This is a genomic window from Thermostichus sp. MS-CIW-26, assembly GCF_054059115.1.
In genome coordinates, this window is sequence record NZ_JBSSBV010000002.1 from 29,117 (window position 1) to 45,275 (window position 16,159).

Consider the following 16,159-nt stretch of genomic DNA (forward strand, 5'->3'; position numbering starts at 1 on the left):
AGCAGAACTTAACCTTCTCTCGCCACGGGAGAGCGGGATTCCAGGTAGGCTTCCATCTCCAGCATCAGGGCTTCGATCTGAGGCAGCAATTCCAGGGCCTGCTCTTGCCAGTAGCCCCGCTGGTGGGCTTCCAGCAGCCGCTCGCTCATGTCCCGCAGCGCCCAAGGGTTGTAGGATCGCAGGAACTGCTGGACTTGGGGATCCAATAGGTAGGCGCGGGCCAGGCCGGCGTACATGAAATCCGGCACAGCATGGGTGGTGACGTCGTAGGCAAAGAGGTAGTCCAGGGTGGCAGCCATCTCGAAGGCGCCCTTGTAGCCGTGGCGCATCACGCCGGCAATCCACTTGGGGTTGATCACGCGGGCGCGATAGACGCGGTCAATTTCTTCGGCCAGGGTGCGGATCTTAGGGTTGTGGGGACGGGCGTGATCCCCGAAGTAAATCCGCGGGTTGCGGCCCTGGAGCGTTCGCACTGCCGCCACCATCCCCCCTTGAAACTGGTAGTAGTCATCGGAGTCCAGCAGGTCGTGCTCGCGGTTGTCTTGGTTGTGGAGCACAATTTGCAGGTGGGCCAATTGCCGCCGCAGGGCTTCGGGGGCCGGCTCTCCCTCGCCATCGGCCCGGTAGGCGTAGCTGCTCCAGTTGAGGTAGGCGCGGGCCAGATCCGCTTCTGTTTCCCAGTTTTGCGCCTCGATCAGCCCCTGTAGGCCGGCCCCGTAGGCCCCTGGCTTGGAACCGAAGATGCGCAGCCGCGCCCGCTCCGCCGCTGCTTGCGTTGGGATCCCTTGCTCCTGCCAGTACTGGGTATCGGCCAGCACGTGGGCCCGCAGGGGATTGTCGGCTTCTGGCTCCTCCAGGTCAGCCACGGCCTGCACGGCCCGGTCAAACAGGGCAATCAGATTGGGAAAGGCATCGCGAAAGAAGCCAGAAATGCGCAAGGTTACATCCACACGGGGGCGGCCCAAAACCGCTACAGGCAGGATCTCGATGTCCACCACCCGTCCTCCATCCCAGCGGGGTTTGACCCCCAAGAGCGCCAGGGCCTCGGCCCAATCGTCGCCGCCAGTTCTTAGAGTTGAAGTGCCCCAAACGGATAGGCCCAGGCGACGGGGATATTCCCCCTGCTCTTGCACATAGCGCTCCACCAGCCGCTCGGCGGCCAGTGAGCCGACCTGCCAGGCGGTGGGGGTGGGGATGGCGCGAATGTCCACCGAGTAAAAGTTGCGCCCCGTGGGCAACACGTCCACTCGGCCTCGGGTGGGGGCGCCGGAAGGGCCGCTGGGCACATAGCCGCCCCCTATCCCATGCAGCAGGTTCTTCAGCTCCTGGGGGGTTTGCTGCAGGCGCGGCAGCAGATCCGTCTCGATCCAATGCAGCACCTGCCTGGCCGCTGGCCCCGGCGGCGGATCGTAAGGGATCCCCTGCAAACGCTGGGCAATCCAGCGGCGGGCCTGCGCCTCCAGGGCGGCCACCCCATCTCCGATGCGACGAAAGTTCTCGCCCATAGGGCTTGGTCGGAGGTTTTTCCAAGCGGGCTGGCTAATTCCGCAAGTAAACGGCTGCCCCCAGCCCTACCAACATTTCCTCAGGGGTAATTTTGCCATCTTGGTTGGTATCCAGGGCATCGAAAACGCGATCTGCCCCCATCCACTCCTCGCGGGTGATGAAGCCATCCCCATCCAAGTCGTAGAGGCGGAAGACATCCTGGGCGGCGTGGGTAATCGTTTCTTTGGCACCCTCCAGCTTCTGCAGCCGCTCGGTGAGCAGTTTTTCCAGCACCTCCAGCGCTTTGGAGAAGCCCTGGATCCCTTCTTCCAGCTTTTCTGAGGCCATGCGGTTTTCCCGGTGCATCTGGTCGAAGGTGGCTCTGTCCATCACCAGGCGGGGAATATCCATCTGCTTGGCTTTTTCCGGATCCAGTTTGCGCTCCAGGTAACCCTCGGTGTTCTGCAGCTCCGCCAGCAAGGCGGGCGAGATGGTCAGGAGATCGCAGCCGGCCAACTCGATGATCTCCCCGATGTTGCGGAAGCTGGCCCCCATCACTTCCGTCGGAAAATCGTATTTGCGGAAGTAGTTGTAAATCTGGGTCACCGACTGCACCCCCGGATCTTCGGCAGGAGGGTAGCTCTCCCGGCCCGTGTGTTTCTTGTACCAATCCAAGATGCGGCCTACAAAGGGCGAGATCAGCTTCACCCCCGCTTCGGCGCAGGCTATGGCTTGGTGCAAGCCAAACAACAGGGTAAGGTTGCAGTGGATCCCTTCTTTTTCCAGGATCTCGGCAGCTCGGATCCCTTCCCAAGTCGAGGCAATTTTAATCAGCACCCGCTTGGGATCCGCTCCTGCCGCCTTGTAGAGCTCGATCAAATGGCGGGCTTTGGCAACTGTGGCTTCTGTGTCGTAAGAGAGGCGGGCATCCACCTCCGTCGAGACCCGGCCAGGAATGATGGACAAAATGCGCACGCCAAAGGCCACGGCCAGTTGATCGATGGCGTGGGCCACCACGGCTTTCGGCTCAGCTTTGGATCCCACCTCTTGGCGGGCCTTGAGCAAGGTTTCATCGACAATGCCCTGGTACTGGGGCATTTGGGCTGCAGCCGTGATCAATGAGGGGTTGGTGGTGGCATCTTGAGGCTTAAAGCTCTCGATGGCGTTGATATCCCCCGTATCAGCCACCACGACGGTCATCTCTCGCAACTGCTCCAGCAAGCTCTTGCTCATGTTCGGCTCCTTGAGATTGCGCTACGCGCCGCTTCTGCGACCTAGTCCCAGTGTTACCCATCCACGCAAGGGATCCCAGCAGATGTGAGATTGTCTTAATTCTCTTCTCTGGCCAGGTTCACCCCCACGGGTGTGGGGACAACTGGGCATACTCGTTTCAAACAAGATGAAGACCCTTCGCCGCTGACCCTCACCCCTTGCGGGCGAGGGGAGCTGGGGATCAACCAACCAGCTGTTCCACAGCCGTTTGCAATGACCAGGCAAAGCAAGGGGGAAACCCCAGAGGCTGCCTAGCCCGCCTGGCTGCGCAACTGCCGCAAGAGCCGCTCAAACTCCTCCGGCAGGGGAGCGGTAAACTGCAGCGGCTGGCCTGTGCGCGGGTGAACAAAGGAGAGCTTCCAGGCATGGAGAGCTTGGCCGCCCAGCTTAACAGGGCTGGTTTTGCTCTGGGTGTAGAGGGGATCCCCGACAATGGGTAGGCGCATGTGGGCAGCATGCACCCGAATTTGATGGGTGCGCCCGGTCTCCAGCTCAAACTGCATCAGGGTGTAGTTGCCCAGCCGCTCCAACACTTGCCAGTGGGTTACCGCCACTCGCCCTTGGCCAGGGGTCAGGACGGCCATTTTCTGCCGATCCACCGGGTGCCTCCCAATGGGGGCAGAGACGGTGCCTTGGCTTTGGGCCGGCCGGCCAAACACCACCCCCAAGTAGATGCGCCGGGCGGTTTTGGCCTGGATCTGGGCTTGTAGGTGCTGGTGGGCCTGATCGTGTTTGGCAATCACCAGGGCACCAGTGGTGTCTTTGTCAAGGCGATGGACAATACCTGGACGCAGCTCGCCGTTGATGCCTGAAAGATGGGGGCAGTGGGCCAGCAGGGCGTGCACCAGGGTGCCACTGGCGTGGCCGGGGGCGGGGTGCACCACCAAACCGCGGGGCTTGTTGATCACAAGCAAATCGTCATCTTCGTAAAGAATGTCCAAGGGGATCGGCTCCGGCTGCAGGGCAGTCGGGGTGGCTGGCGGGATCCGCACCTCGACTTCATCCCCAGCTTGCAGGGGGCGATCCTTATCCCGGCAGGGCTGCCCATTGAGCCAAACCTGGCCCTGGCGGATAAGCTGCTGCAGGCGCGACCGCGACAGCTCCGGCAGTTGCTCTGCCAATCCTCGATCCAGCCGCAAGCCCTGCTGTTTTTCCGTCACCCTGATCTGGCGAATGTCTGCTGCAGCCTCCTTGTGGCCCTCCATGCCGTTGTTGCCCAAATTGCCTTCTTTGACCATTGTGGCAGCCCGGCTACTTTTGCACTGAGTAAAAAAGGTCGAAGATTTGCAGCAACTTCCGCAGGCAGGTGGTGGGGGGATCTGCCTTGTCTCATCGCCTTCTAAGCCTTCTTGGGGGGATCCCTGGGCAATTTTAAGGGGCAGAAAATCCTGACTAGAGTGAGGCTATGGCCCACCAAGAATGAGTTGGGCCGAGTGTTGGCATAGGAGAGCCGGGAGCGATCCCAAGCCGACAACACAGCACACCCCAGCAATTGGCGTTGGCTCAATGGATCTAAGAAGGAGGTAAGGCATGTCGGATGGAGCAACCAGGGGATCCCAGCTTCAGCAACCCTCTCAACCCCAGCTTGGCTCAGAGCCGCCTTTGGTCTTGCCCCTGACGGAGGTGGGGCTGCGGGACGTTGCCCAGGTGGGCGGGAAAAACGCCTCCTTGGGAGAAATGCTGCAGCAGCTCACCTCAAAGGGGATCCAGGTGCCGACAGGATTTGCCACCACCGCCCATGCGTATCGCCAGTTCATTGCCTCTGCGGGCCTAGAGGAGAAGTTGCAGGAGATTTTCAAAGACTTAGACATTGAGAATGTCCAAAATTTGCGCGAGCGGGGCAAGGCTGCCCGCACCTTGATCTTGCAAACTCCCTTCCCCCCTCAGCTAGAGCAGGCCATCGCCGAAGCCTACCAAAAGCTGTGCGAGCGCTACGGCCCCGACACCGATGTGGCGGTGCGCTCCAGTGCCACGGCAGAAGACTTGCCGGATGCCAGCTTTGCCGGCCAGCAGGAGACCTACCTGAACGTGCGTGGAGTGCGGGCAGTGCTCAATGCCTGTCACCACTGTTTTGCCAGCTTGTTTACCGACCGGGCCATCTCCTACCGCCAGATCAAGGGCTTTGACCATTTTCAAGTAGCCCTCTCGGTGGGGGTGCAGAAGATGGTGCGCTCGGATCTGGCTTGCTCGGGGGTGATGTTCTCCATCGACCCAGAAACCGGCTTTAAAGATGCGGTGCTGATCACCGCCGCCTACGGCCTGGGGGAAAACGTGGTGCAAGGGATCGTCAACCCCGATGAGTACGTGGTCTTCAAACCCACCCTCAAGCAGGGACTGCGCCCCATCCTCTCCCGCAAGCTGGGCAGCAAGGCCCTGAAGCTGGTCTACGACGAGGGGGGATCCCGTTCCACCAAAAACGTGGCCGTCCCCGAAAGCCTGCGCCGGCAATATGCCCTCAAGGACGAGGAAGTCCTGGAGCTGGCTCGCTGGGCCTGCCTGATCGAAGAGCACTACTCGGCGCTGCGGGGCCGCTTCACCCCCATGGACATCGAGTGGGCCAAAGATGGGATCACCGGCGAGCTGTTTATCGTCCAGGCCCGCCCCGAAACGGTGCAGTCGCAAAAAGGGGCCAACCAGCTGACCACCTATCGCTTCACCCAGCCTGGGGCGCAGCCCGAGCCTCTGGTGCGGGGACGGGCCGTAGGCGAGGCCATTGGCCAGGGCACAGCCCGCGTCATTTTGGATGTGCGCCGCTCGGATCAGTTTCAGGCCGGCGAGGTGCTGGTGACCGAAAAAACGGATCCCGACTGGGAGCCAATCATGAAAAAGGCCAGCGCCATCGTCACCAACCAGGGGGGCAGAACTTGCCATGCGGCCATCATCGCCCGCGAGCTGGGGATCCCGGCCATTGTGGGCTGCGGCAACGCCACGCAGGTGCTCCGTTCCGGCGAGCCCATCACCGTCTCCTGCGCTGAAGGGGAAGAAGGGCGGGTCTACCCGGGCCTGTTGCCCTATGAGGTGACGGAGATCCCGCTGGAGGAGCTGCCCCGTCCCCGCACCCAGCTGATGATGAATGTGGGCAACCCCGAAAAAGCCTTCGGCCTCAGCGGGATCCCTTGCGATGGCGTGGGGCTGGCGCGGCTGGAGTTCATCATTGCCAACCACATTCAGGTCCACCCGCTGGCTTTGCTCAACTACGAGCAGGCGGTGAAAGAGGAGCCGCGCCTGGCAGAGCTCACCGCCCAGTATGCCGACAAGCCGGAGTACTTTGTGGACAAGCTGGCCCAGGGGGTGGCCACCATTGCTGCCGCCTTTTACCCCAAGCCGGTGATCGTGCGGCTGTCGGATTTCAAGAGCAACGAGTATGCCCACCTGTTGGGGGGATCCCGCTACGAACCCCACGAGGAAAACCCCATGATTGGCTGGCGGGGGGCCTCCCGCTACACGGATCCCCGCTACCGCGAGGGCTTTGCCTTGGAGTGTCGGGCCATGAAACGGGTGCGGGATGAGATGGGCCTGACCAACGTGATCTTGATGATCCCCTTCTGCCGCACGCCGGAAGAGGGGCACAAGGTGCTGGAAGAGATGGCCCGCCATGGCCTGGTGCGGGGAGAAAACGGTCTGCAGGTGTACGTGATGTGTGAATTGCCCAGCAACGTCATCCTGGCCGACGCGTTTTGCCAGATCTTCGACGGCTTCTCCATCGGCTCCAACGACCTCACCCAGCTCACTCTGGGCCTGGATCGCGACTCAGCCCTGGTGGCCCACCTTTTTGACGAGCGCAACGAGGCCGTCAGGCGGATGATCGCCCAGGTGATCCAGACGGTGAAAAGCCATGGCCGCAAGATCGGCATCTGCGGGCAGGCCCCCAGTGACTACCCCGACTTCGCCCGCTTCCTGGTGCAAGCAGGGATCGATTCCATCAGCCTCAACCCCGATTCCCTGTTGAAAACCCTGCTGGTGGTGGCCGAAGCAGAAGCGGCTGGCACCCGGTGAGCCCAAAGCCGGCCCAGAGACGTGCGCGGGGATCCCGTCTCCTGAGTTACAATCTCTTCTGCTGTGTTCCCATCCCCATCGATGATCCACGAACTCTCCATGCCGGCCCTCAGCTCCACCATGGAAACGGGCAAGATCGTCACCTGGCTGAAAAACCCCGGCGACCGCGTGGAGAAAGGAGAAAACATCCTGGTGGTGGAGTCGGACAAAGCGGACATGGACGTGGAGTCCTTCCACAGCGGCATCCTGGCCAGCATCCTCATTCCGGCAGGAGCATCGGCCCCGGTGGGCGCGCCCATCGCCCTGATTGCCGAAAGCGAGGCAGAAGTGGCCCAAGCTCAGGAAAAAGCCAAAGCCCTCGCTGCTGGCGTTACCCCTGCGGCTCCACCTAGCGCAGACCGCGCCTCTGCAGCTCAGCCGACAAGTCCTGCCCCTGCGGCAACCCCCACCTCTACACTGCCAAATGGATCGGATGGCGCCGGATCCCAGCGGGTCGTGGCTTCCCCGCGGGCGAAAAAATTGGCGGAAAGCCTGGGGATCGACCTGCGCACCGTGCGCGGCTCTGGACCAGGGGGCCGCATTGTGGCCGAGGATGTGGAGCGGGCAGCGGCCCTTTCCGCTCCTGCAGTGGCTGCCCCCTCTGCCCCAGCCCCTACGTCCCCAACTCCTGCGGCTGTCCCCTTGGGAGAAACGGTTCCCCTCAGCACTTTACAAGCGGCGGTGGTGCGCAATATGAACGCCAGCCTGGGCGTGCCAGTGTTCCACGTCGGCTACACCATCACCACCGATAGCCTGGATCACCTCTACCAACAGGTGAAGCCCAAAGGAGTCACCCTGACGGCCCTCTTGGTCAAAGCGGTGGCCCTGACCCTGGAGAAGCATCCCCTTTTGAATGCCAGCTACACAGAAAACGGCATCCATTACAAATCGGATATCAACATCGCCGTGGCCGTGGCCATGGAGGATGGCGGGCTGATCACCCCTGTCCTAAAGCAAGCCAACCGGCTGGATCTGTATGAGATCTCCCGCCGCTGGAAGGATCTGGTGGAGCGGGCGCGGCGTAAGCAACTGCAGCCAGAGGAGTACACCAGCGGCACCTTCACCCTCTCCAACCTGGGCATGTTTGGGGTGGATCGCTTCGATGCCATTTTGCCGCCCAACCAGGGATCCATTTTGGCCATCGGCGCTTCTCGCCCCACGGTGGTGGCGACGCCGGAAAAAGCCATTGCCATCCGTTCCCAAATGCAGGTGAACCTCACCTGCGATCACCGTGTCATCTACGGCGCCCATGCAGCGGCCTTCCTGCAAGATCTGGCGCAGCTCATAGAGCACAAGGTGGGATCCCTGACGTTGTAGCCGCCCTGAAACCCGGCCTTGAGCCAATCTCAGAGTAGGGGTCTTCTCTCGCGCAACCCACAAGGTCGGGCAGCCGGCGAGGCCCCAGCGCTCAGGAGCTCCTCCTGGGAAAGCGCTGCATCAACTCTTGCACAGCCTCGGCATGGTAGGAGCTGCGGGTTAGGGGCGAAGACACCACCTGCAAAAAGCCCAGTTCCTCTCCCACCCGTCGCCAATGGTCGAACTCTTCGGGGGGAACGTAGCGCTCCACCGGCAGGTGTTTGGGGCTGGGCGCCAGGTATTGGCCGAGCGTGAGGATGTCACAACCCACCCGGCGCAGATCCCGCATCACCTGCAAGATCTCCTCGGCTGTCTCTCCCAGACCCAACATCACCCCCGACTTGGTGTACAGGCCGGGATCCCATTGCCGTGCCAACTCCAACAGTTTGAGGGAGCGCTCGTAGTTCCCTTGCGGGCGTACACGGCGATAGAGGCGGGGCACCGTTTCGGTATTGTGGTTGAGCACCGTCGGTCGGGCGGCCAAGATCTGCTGCAGCGCCTGCCAGTTACCACATAGGTCTGGGATCAAGACCTCGATGGTGGTCTGGGGCATGCGGCGGCGGATTTCCGCAATGCAGGCCACAAACTGGCTGGCTCCCCCATCGGGCAGGTCGTCCCGATTCACCGACGTAATCACCGCATGGCGCAATCCCAAGCGTTCCACTGCTTCTGCCACCCGCAGGGGTTCAGTGGCATCCAGGGGCAGAGGGCGTTTGGTGAAGTCGATATCGCAGTAGGGGCAGGCGCGGGTACAGGCCGGGCCCATGATCAAAAAGGTGGCGGTGCCGTTGGCAAAACACTCCCCCAGGTTGGGACAGGAAGCCTCTTCGCAAACCGTGTTTAGGCCCAAGTCCCGCAGCAGTTGTTTGACGGATCCCACCCGTTGAGGGGCCTTGGCCCGCAGCCAGGAGGGTTTGCTACCAGAAGAAACAACAGTCAAAGAAGCGCTCCAGCACGAAACAGCGGCGACGGTATCACTCAGCTTAGCCTGTCATTTGGCCCCCTTGAATTTGGACAAAGCCAATTTCCCGGCCCAATTGATCCCTAGCGCCTCGGAAGCAAGACCCAAAACACGGCATACTGGAAAGCAAATGTCGAGCGATAGGGATCCCACATGGTTGTCGCTGCTCCTCCCTCTCTGGAACAACTTGCCATCAATACGATTCGCTTTTTGGCGGTGGATGCTGTTCAGAAGGCCAACTCCGGCCACCCTGGCCTGCCGATGGGAGCAGCACCCATGGCCTATGTGTTGTGGCAGCAGTTCATGAAGTTCAACCCCCGCAACCCCAAGTGGGTGGATCGGGATCGCTTTGTGCTCTCGGCGGGGCATGGCTGCATGCTGCAGTACGCGCTGCTGCACCTGACCGGCTTTGATGTGAGCCTAGAGGACATCAAGCAGTTTCGCCAGTGGGGATCCAAAACCCCCGGCCACCCGGAAAACTTTGAAACTCCGGGGGTAGAGGTCACCACCGGCCCGCTGGGGCAAGGGGTGGGTAACGCGGTTGGGCTGGCGATTGCCGAGGCCCATCTGGCCGCCCGCTTCAACAAGCCCGGCCACACCATTGTGGATCACTACACCTACGTGATCTTGGGCGATGGCTGCAACATGGAGGGGGTGGCTTCCGAAGCAGCTTCTTTGGCCGGCCACCTGCAACTGGGCAAGCTGATCATGCTCTACGACAGCAACCACATCTCCATCGACGGCAGAACGGAAATCGCCTTTACGGAAGATGTGGGCAAACGCTATGAAGCCTACGGCTGGCACGTGCAAAAGGTAGACGACGGCAACCACGACTTGAAAGGGATCGCCGAGGCCATCCAAAAAGCCAAGGAAGTCACCAACAAGCCTTCTTTGATCATTGTCGAGACCACCATCGGCTACGGATCCCCCAACAAGGCCGGCAGCGAGAGCGTCCATGGGGCACCCCTGGGGCCGGAAGAGGTGAAGCTCACCAAACAAAACCTGGGTTGGCCTCTGGAGCCGGAGTTTTACATTCCCGACGAGGTGCTGGCCCACTTCCGCCAGGCCATCGAAAAAGGGGCCAAGGCCGAGGCCGAGTGGAACGAGCGCTTCGCCGCCTACGAGAAGGCTTACCCCGAAGAGGCCGCCGAGTTCAAGCGCATCATGGCCGGGGAGCTGCCGGTGGGCTGGAAAGAAGCCCTGGCCCCCATTGCCGAAACCGGCAGAGAATCCACCCGCAACCTCTCCAAGTTTTGTCTGAATGCCTTGGCCAAAGCGGTGCCGGAACTGCTGGGGGGATCCGCAGATCTCGCCCACTCCAACATGACTTATCTAAAGGGGATCCCAGAGTTTCAGGCCGGCTCTTACGAGGGGCGTAACTTCCGCTTTGGGGTGCGGGAACACGGCATGGGAGCCATTGCCAACGGCATGGCGCTTCATGGAGGTCTCATCCCTTACGACGCCACCTTTTTGATCTTCACCGACTACATGCGGCCTGCCATCCGCCTATCGGCCCTCTCGCAGGTGCGGGTGCTGCACGTCATGACCCACGACTCCGTCGCCTTGGGGGAAGATGGCCCCACTCACCAGCCGGTGGAAACTTTGGCCTCCCTGCGGGCCATTCCCAATCTCTATGTGCTGCGCCCGGCAGATGCCCGCGAAACGGTGGGATCCTACCAGGTGGCCCTAGAAGCCAAGACCACCCCTTCTGTGCTGGTGTTTACCCGGCAAGCCGTCAACCCGGTGGAGGGCACCTCTGTTGAAGGCGTAGCCAAAGGGGCCTATGTGGTGGTGGATGCCCCCAATCCAGAGCTGATCTTGATCGCCACCGGCTCTGAACTGGAGCTGGCGGTGAAAGCTGCAGCCCAACTGAAGCAGGAAGGCCGGGCCGTGCGGGTGGTCTCTATGCCCTGTATGGAGCTGTTTGAGGCCCAGCCCCAGAGCTACCGCGATTCCGTTCTGCCCCCCAACGTCACCAAGCGCGTCTCCGTCGAGGCAGGTTCCACCTTCGGCTGGCACAAGTACCTGGGGTTTGAGGGGGTGGCCATTGGCATCGACCGCTTTGGCGCCTCTGCCCCCGGCCCGGTGTGCATGGAGAAGTTCGGCTTCACGGTGGAAAACGTGGTCAACACTGCCCGCCGGCTGCTGGGCTGAGGGCACTTTACCCCTTCCTCGGCGCTTTCAAGGGGCTCAGCAGGGATCCCTTCTCTGCTGGGCTTTTTTCCCTGTTGAGCCTGCTGCCCAGCGGCGTGACCCGGACAGGCGTAGCGAACCTCGCATCAACCAATCAGCAGGACTTCCAAAGCATCCGGATCTGCTTCTTTCTGTAGGGCAGCCATGGCGGAGAACGCAGTCGAGGGCGGCTTCCTGCCCCGCAGACAACACCTTTGCCTTGAGGACATCTTCAACCATGGCGGGGATGATCCTTGAAGGCAAGTTGGAAGTCGAGCAGGCTGCCACCATCGCCTTGAAATCGCCTTGAAGAAGAAACTTTGGCTTCCGCCGCCGTGCTGAGGTGCTTGTGCCGGCTGCAGACACAAACAGCTTTGCCTACTGTTTGCCTACTGTAGGAACCCCGCCAGTAAAATCACCGCGGCTCCCACGGCAGCCAAAATCGTCAGCGCCCGGCCCGCGTCGGCACTGCCCTTCCACGAGAAGTTTTTCTCCGACTTTTTCGGTTCTGCTGGCATGGCCATGCCTCCCTTTGCATTGCCAACTCTAACTTAACTTCCCCCCCACGGGATCTTAGCTGGTTGGGGCATACCCTGGAAAAAACAGCAGCCATCTGGCCCGGCCAGCCGTTTTTGGGAACAATACAAGCAGGCAAGGGATCCACTCCCACCAGTCTGGAAGCACATCCTGAGGCGAAAGCCATGAGCTATGCAGAACGGAGCAAAAGAATGGTTTTGACGTTGGCGACTCTGCTGGGCGGCTGGGTTGGCGGAGGGTTGTTGCAGGGATCCCTCTGGGTTGCCGCTCAGCCTACCTTTCAGACAGTGCCGTTGCCGCGCTTACCGGTGGGTGTCGATCAATTGGTTTTTGATCGCCCAGTGGCCCGCTTTAACCCCAACCTACCTGCCGAGCTGGTGATCCGCAATCGCACAGGTCTGCCTTTGGAATACGGCTTTACCGATCCCCGTCAGAAGGTCTCGGAACTGCCTGCCGGCGAAACGTTGCGCCTGAGCAACCTGCTGATCCCCAACTGCATGGCCATCAACACGCCGATGTTGGCTCCTGTGGGCTACCAGGTGAGCGTGGATTCTTTCAACGTGATCACTGTAGAAGTGCGCCTGGTCAACGATGTCTCCGGCGACCACTGCCTCGATCTGCAAGCGACAGGGGCTATTTTTGTGAATTGAGATGAGCTGATACCCATCGATTACCCATCGAACACAAGCTAAGTCAAATCCTTCAAAGGGATCCCTTACATCCTCACCTACAGTCATCTTCTGGCCTTTGCCAGGATGGACATGGGATCCCACACGGTAGATGGCAGTTGACTTTGCCCGGTTTTGACGCTGGGATTGAGTCTATTAGAGAGCCGATCAGCTTACTAGCGCAGGAGCCCCGCACTGTACCCGTAGGGTCAGTGCCGGGAGGAATGCCCTTTGATGAAGTACAATGAACTTATGAGCCAAATCCTGACCATCTCCTGCAAGCTCAAGGTGTCCCAGTCGCAAGCCGCTAAATTGGACGCGACGATGGATGCCTTTGTGCAGGCACTGAACTGGGTCAACCAGAACACGCCGGAGAAGATCGTCAATGCGGTCAAACTGCAATCCTTTTGCTACTACGAGATTCGCGCCCGATTCGGCTTGTCTAGCAACTTGGCCCAGCAGGTCTGCAGGCGGGTGGCAGGCGCCCGCAAAGTGGCGAGACAGCGCAACCGTCCAGTTAAAGAGTTCAAGCGTAGGTTCGTTACCTACGACGCACGCATCTTCTCATTTCGTGAGAGAGACTGGACGGTGTCGCTGACCACGGTGGAAGGGCGAGAGCGCTTTGGACTGGCCATTGGTAACTACCAGAGGGGAATGCTGGCTGGCTCCAACCCAAAAGCCGCCACGCTAGTCGAGCGTAAAGACGGCTCCTACTACATCCAGATTTGCGTAGAGGAAAAGCCACCCAAGCAACAAGATACCGACAAGGTGATCGGGGTGGACTTGGGCAGGACGGATATCGCCCATACGTCAGAGGGGGACAATTGGAATGGACAGCAGTTGAACCGAGTCCGCGACCACTACTCCAAGCTGAGGGCGGCACTCCAACGCAAAGCCAGTAAGGGCACACGCAGTTCGCGGCGCAGATGCCGTCAACTGTTGCAACGGCTGTCTGGCAAGGAGAGGCGCTTTCAGGCGTGGGTCAATCATCGCATCTCCAAAGCTATTGTCTCTAGGGCAAAAGCTACCAACAGCGCTCTTGCTCTGGAAGACCTGACAGGGATCCGGGAAAGGGTCAATCAACAGCCACGCAGCAAAGCCGAGCGGCGTAGGACCAACAGTTGGGCGTTCTACCAACTACGTCAATTTCTGGAATACAAGGCGAGAATTGCGGGGGTTCCTCTGGTTCTTGTGCCGCCTGCCTACACGTCGCAGACCTGCCACCGGTGTTTGCACATTCATCCCGAGCCTGCGCAGTCCTACCGCAGTGGCAAGTCGTTCAAATGTGAGCACTGTGGATGGGGAGGGGATGCGGACTTTAATGGTGCGAACGTGATTGCGCTTTTTGGGGCTGTCGTAAACCAGCCTAGAGGTTCGGGCCTGTTTTGTTCTCTGGTAGAGCAGAGCAGGCTCAGGGCTACTGAAAGCCCGCTCCGTACCGCTTAGCGGTCGGAGTCGGGTAGTTTACAGGTTTAGGCGTATCGACAGGGGCCATCCCCTGTGACAGGATGCGAACAGGATATCGAGGCCGATATTCTCCTGGACTCTGTTTAGCCTTTCTCTGGGCTTGTTGCCTGTGTAGTCTGTCTGTACTCTATCTTTTTCTTGGATGGTCTCATGAGCGATAACTTGTATTCCTGGTTTCCCCGGGCCTTGGTGATTGGCGCTGCGGTTGTGGGGTTGTCGAGCTTGCCTGCAAGGGCTCAGCAAATTACGGATCCCAGCCCAGCTCAAGCGGCCACCAATGTTGAACCTACCTCGCCAATCTCGGCTTCTTTTCGCAGCCAAGATGGAGTCAGCGTGCGTCCGGAAACGGTGAGGGTTTTCCTGGATGGCCAAGACGTCACTTCCCAGTCGGTGATTACCCGCGATTTCTTCACCTATCGCCCTGCCCAACCCCTGCCGCCGGGGCGCCGGGAAGTTCTGCTGGAGTTCACCAATACCCAGGGGGTGACCCGCCGCGTGACCTGGAGCTTCACCGTGGGTAGCCCTGTCCGCGCTTCCATCGACCTGGTGGATCACAATGCCGGCAGTCGCCCCTTGGCAGCCGGGGAAATCCTGCTGGTTACCGTCAAAGGCACTCCTTCCAGCCGGGTGACGGTTTACCTCATCCAAGATGGACGGCAAGTGCAAACCTTGCCGGCTCAGGAAGTTTCCAGCGGCACCTATGTAGTGAACGCCCTAATCGAGGCGAAAGATACCACCCGGGAAGGGATCGTCGTCGCCCGCCTGGAAAATGGTGGCCAAGTGCGCTTCATGACCGCCGAACAACCGGCCCGCCTGATCGAAGGGGCCACCGGGGGCATCCAGCGGCTGACCACCCAAGAGGTTTCCGCCACGGTCAGCGCCCCTGGCCCACTCTTGCCTCAGATCACCAACCTGCGGGATGGGGATCGGGTTTCCGGCTCTTCGTTTACGCTGCAGGGCACTACAGCTCCCAATGCTTCGGTGCGGGTGAATGTAACGGCTTCGACCTCTCTGGGGGGCATCATCAGCGCCCAACAGACCGTGACCAACCAAACGGTGCAGGCAGATGCCCAGGGCCGTTTCACCATCACCGTTCGGCCTCCCATTCCGGCCTCTGGCACGGTGTATCAGGTGAATCTCACGGCCACTTCCGGCAACCAAACCAGCCCAACGGTAACCCTGCGCCTTACCCAGCAGTAGGGGTTCAAGGGATCCCAATCCATCCCGATAGCCTTCCCCCCACCCATCAAGGGATCTGGGCAGCCTTCCATGTCCAGCAGTTTAGACTTCCCTCTCTCCCCTGGGAGAAGGGCTGGGGGTGAAGGCTCTATCATCTTCAATTCCCAGGGATCCCTTGCCGGCTTGTAGGGGAGTTTTGGATAGAGGAGACTGCATTTGCCAGCGCCACAGGATCCCGGCCATGATCAAGGTGGGCAAAACGATCATCCCGACCACCACTGGCATTTGCTCCGGCAAGGCCAAGTAAGGGCCACCATACTTGATGGCTGTGCTGATCCCGGCGGCAGCCAGCATCAACTTCAGGGCAAACCAGACTGTTTTTTGATTCATGACTTATGGTCACTAAATTCACGATGGGCTGGGGTTGCTGACCATGGCAGTGAGAATGCCGGCAATGGTTTCCAGCTCCTCAGGTACCCGATACAGCGTTAAGTCTTGTTTGATCACCTGCTGATGGGCAAGAATTTGTCCGAACTGCCAGATAGACCCCATCGTCACTGCACCGTAGATCTGAGCCTGCTGCTCCACCTGCGCCAGGGCAATCATTTCTACAGCCATTTGCACAAAGGCCCGCGTTAGATCGTCCTTTTTGGCTTCAACCACCAGCAGGATGTTCTTCCCTCGCAACAGATAATCGAGGCTGCCCTTCAACCAATTGTTGACCATCAGGGGATACTCCAGCCGCAAAGGAACTCGACAATGGAGAGCCACTTCGGTCAGCACAGGAGCCACCAGCAATTCCCGCCGCGCTGTTTCGCTGGTGAGGCTAACCAAAGGTAACAATTGTCGGATCCGATCTTTCAGAACTGGGGTTTGAGGTGGAGCAGGGGCAACAGGCCATGTCCACTCCCCAATTTCCAGTCGATAGCCAAACTGAGCCAAGATTTCATCCGGCTCGTAGGGCATCTCAAAATAAGAGCGAAAAGTATAGGATTCGTCTTCTTTAAGAATGGAGATGTTCAGCATC

Annotated in this window: 11 protein-coding genes and 1 pseudogene; 6 read left to right on the top strand and 6 right to left on the bottom strand. The window is 60.1% G+C overall.

The genetic code is table 11. The features are described from left to right. Nucleotides 1–8: 8 nt before the first annotated feature. The 3 genes and pseudogenes from ACVWZU_RS01060 to ACVWZU_RS01070 form a co-directional block, all read right to left on the bottom strand. Nucleotides 9–1,568 (bottom strand): annotated as a pseudogene (locus ACVWZU_RS01060) (cobaltochelatase subunit CobN); the annotation flags it as partial. Beyond that, nucleotides 1,540–2,718, bottom strand: coding sequence for a transaldolase (locus ACVWZU_RS01065; protein ID WP_457442910.1), 1,179 nt, complete (start codon nt 2,716–2,718; stop codon nt 1,540–1,542). The pseudogene ACVWZU_RS01060 and the gene ACVWZU_RS01065, both read right to left, overlap by 29 nt. A 290-nt stretch (nt 2,719–3,008) precedes the next feature. Next, on the bottom strand, nt 3,009–3,962 hold the full coding sequence (locus ACVWZU_RS01070; RefSeq protein WP_414331111.1) for an RluA family pseudouridine synthase: 954 nt from the start codon (nt 3,960–3,962) through the stop codon (nt 3,009–3,011). Nucleotides 3,963–4,287: 325 nt separating this feature from the next. Between ACVWZU_RS01070 and ppsA the strand changes: the two genes are divergently transcribed. Together ppsA and ACVWZU_RS01080 are read left to right on the top strand one after the other, a co-directional pair. Next, complete coding sequence (gene ppsA, locus ACVWZU_RS01075; RefSeq protein ID WP_457442912.1) at nt 4,288–6,753, top strand: phosphoenolpyruvate synthase; 2,466 nt, start codon at nt 4,288–4,290, stop codon at nt 6,751–6,753. Nucleotides 6,754–6,834: 81 nt separating this feature from the next. Beyond that, nucleotides 6,835–8,109 (top strand): dihydrolipoamide acetyltransferase family protein, encoded by a 1,275-nt coding sequence (locus tag ACVWZU_RS01080; protein WP_457442914.1) that lies wholly within the window; start codon nt 6,835–6,837, stop codon nt 8,107–8,109. Between the two features lie 91 nt (nt 8,110–8,200). Here the strand turns inward: ACVWZU_RS01080 and lipA are convergent, their stop codons facing one another. Then, nucleotides 8,201–9,088, bottom strand: a complete 888-nt coding sequence (lipA, locus tag ACVWZU_RS01085) for a lipoyl synthase (RefSeq protein WP_414413025.1) — start codon at nt 9,086–9,088, stop codon at nt 8,201–8,203. Between the two features lie 174 nt (nt 9,089–9,262). Between lipA and tkt the strand changes: the two genes are divergently transcribed. The 4 genes from tkt (at nt 9,263) to ACVWZU_RS01105 (ending at nt 15,153) form a co-directional block, all read left to right on the top strand. Continuing rightward, the gene (gene tkt / locus ACVWZU_RS01090; protein ID WP_457442916.1) at nt 9,263–11,263 is read left to right on the top strand and encodes a transketolase; all 2,001 of its coding nucleotides are present in this window, start codon (nt 9,263–9,265) and stop codon (nt 11,261–11,263) included. 599 nt (nt 11,264–11,862) lie between these two features. Further along, complete coding sequence (locus tag ACVWZU_RS01095) at nt 11,863–12,468, top strand: hypothetical protein (RefSeq protein ID WP_457442918.1); 606 nt, start codon at nt 11,863–11,865, stop codon at nt 12,466–12,468. A 270-nt stretch (nt 12,469–12,738) separates the two neighbouring features. Continuing rightward, nucleotides 12,739–13,932, top strand: coding sequence for an RNA-guided endonuclease InsQ/TnpB family protein (locus tag ACVWZU_RS01100; protein WP_457443027.1), 1,194 nt, complete (start codon nt 12,739–12,741; stop codon nt 13,930–13,932). Between the two features lie 171 nt (nt 13,933–14,103). Then, entirely contained in the window at nt 14,104–15,153 is a 1,050-nt protein-coding gene (locus ACVWZU_RS01105) for a hypothetical protein (protein WP_414344338.1), read from the top strand. Nucleotides 15,154–15,234: 81 nt separating this feature from the next. On the opposite strand, the gene ACVWZU_RS01110 is transcribed toward ACVWZU_RS01105, so the two are convergent. Both ACVWZU_RS01110 and ACVWZU_RS01115 read right to left on the bottom strand, forming a co-directional pair. Further along, nucleotides 15,235–15,522, bottom strand: a complete 288-nt coding sequence (locus ACVWZU_RS01110) for a hypothetical protein (protein ID WP_457442920.1) — start codon at nt 15,520–15,522, stop codon at nt 15,235–15,237. Between the two features lie 18 nt (nt 15,523–15,540). After that, nucleotides 15,541–16,158: a hypothetical protein gene (locus tag ACVWZU_RS01115; RefSeq protein ID WP_414382213.1), complete on the bottom strand. Its 618-nt coding sequence runs from the start codon at nt 16,156–16,158 to the stop codon at nt 15,541–15,543. Nucleotide 16,159: the final 1 nt, after the last annotated feature.

Excerpts from the sequence above, each read along its gene's own strand:
- ACVWZU_RS01065 (WP_457442910.1), bottom strand. The coding sequence starts at position 2,718 with ATGAGCAAGAGCTTGCTGGAGCAGTTGCGAGAGATGACCGTCGTGGTG.
- ACVWZU_RS01070 (WP_414331111.1), bottom strand. The coding sequence starts at position 3,962 with ATGGAGGGCCACAAGGAGGCTGCAGCAGACATTCGCCAGATCAGGGTG.
- ppsA (WP_457442912.1), top strand. The coding sequence starts at position 4,288 with ATGTCGGATGGAGCAACCAGGGGATCCCAGCTTCAGCAACCCTCTCAA.
- ACVWZU_RS01080 (WP_457442914.1), top strand. The coding sequence starts at position 6,835 with ATGATCCACGAACTCTCCATGCCGGCCCTCAGCTCCACCATGGAAACG.
- tkt (WP_457442916.1), top strand. The coding sequence starts at position 9,263 with ATGGTTGTCGCTGCTCCTCCCTCTCTGGAACAACTTGCCATCAATACG.
- ACVWZU_RS01100 (WP_457443027.1), top strand. The coding sequence starts at position 12,739 with ATGAGCCAAATCCTGACCATCTCCTGCAAGCTCAAGGTGTCCCAGTCG.
- ACVWZU_RS01105 (WP_414344338.1), top strand. The coding sequence starts at position 14,104 with ATGAGCGATAACTTGTATTCCTGGTTTCCCCGGGCCTTGGTGATTGGC.
- ACVWZU_RS01110 (WP_457442920.1), bottom strand. The coding sequence starts at position 15,522 with ATGAATCAAAAAACAGTCTGGTTTGCCCTGAAGTTGATGCTGGCTGCC.
- ACVWZU_RS01115 (WP_414382213.1), bottom strand. The coding sequence starts at position 16,158 with ATGCTGAACATCTCCATTCTTAAAGAAGACGAATCCTATACTTTTCGC.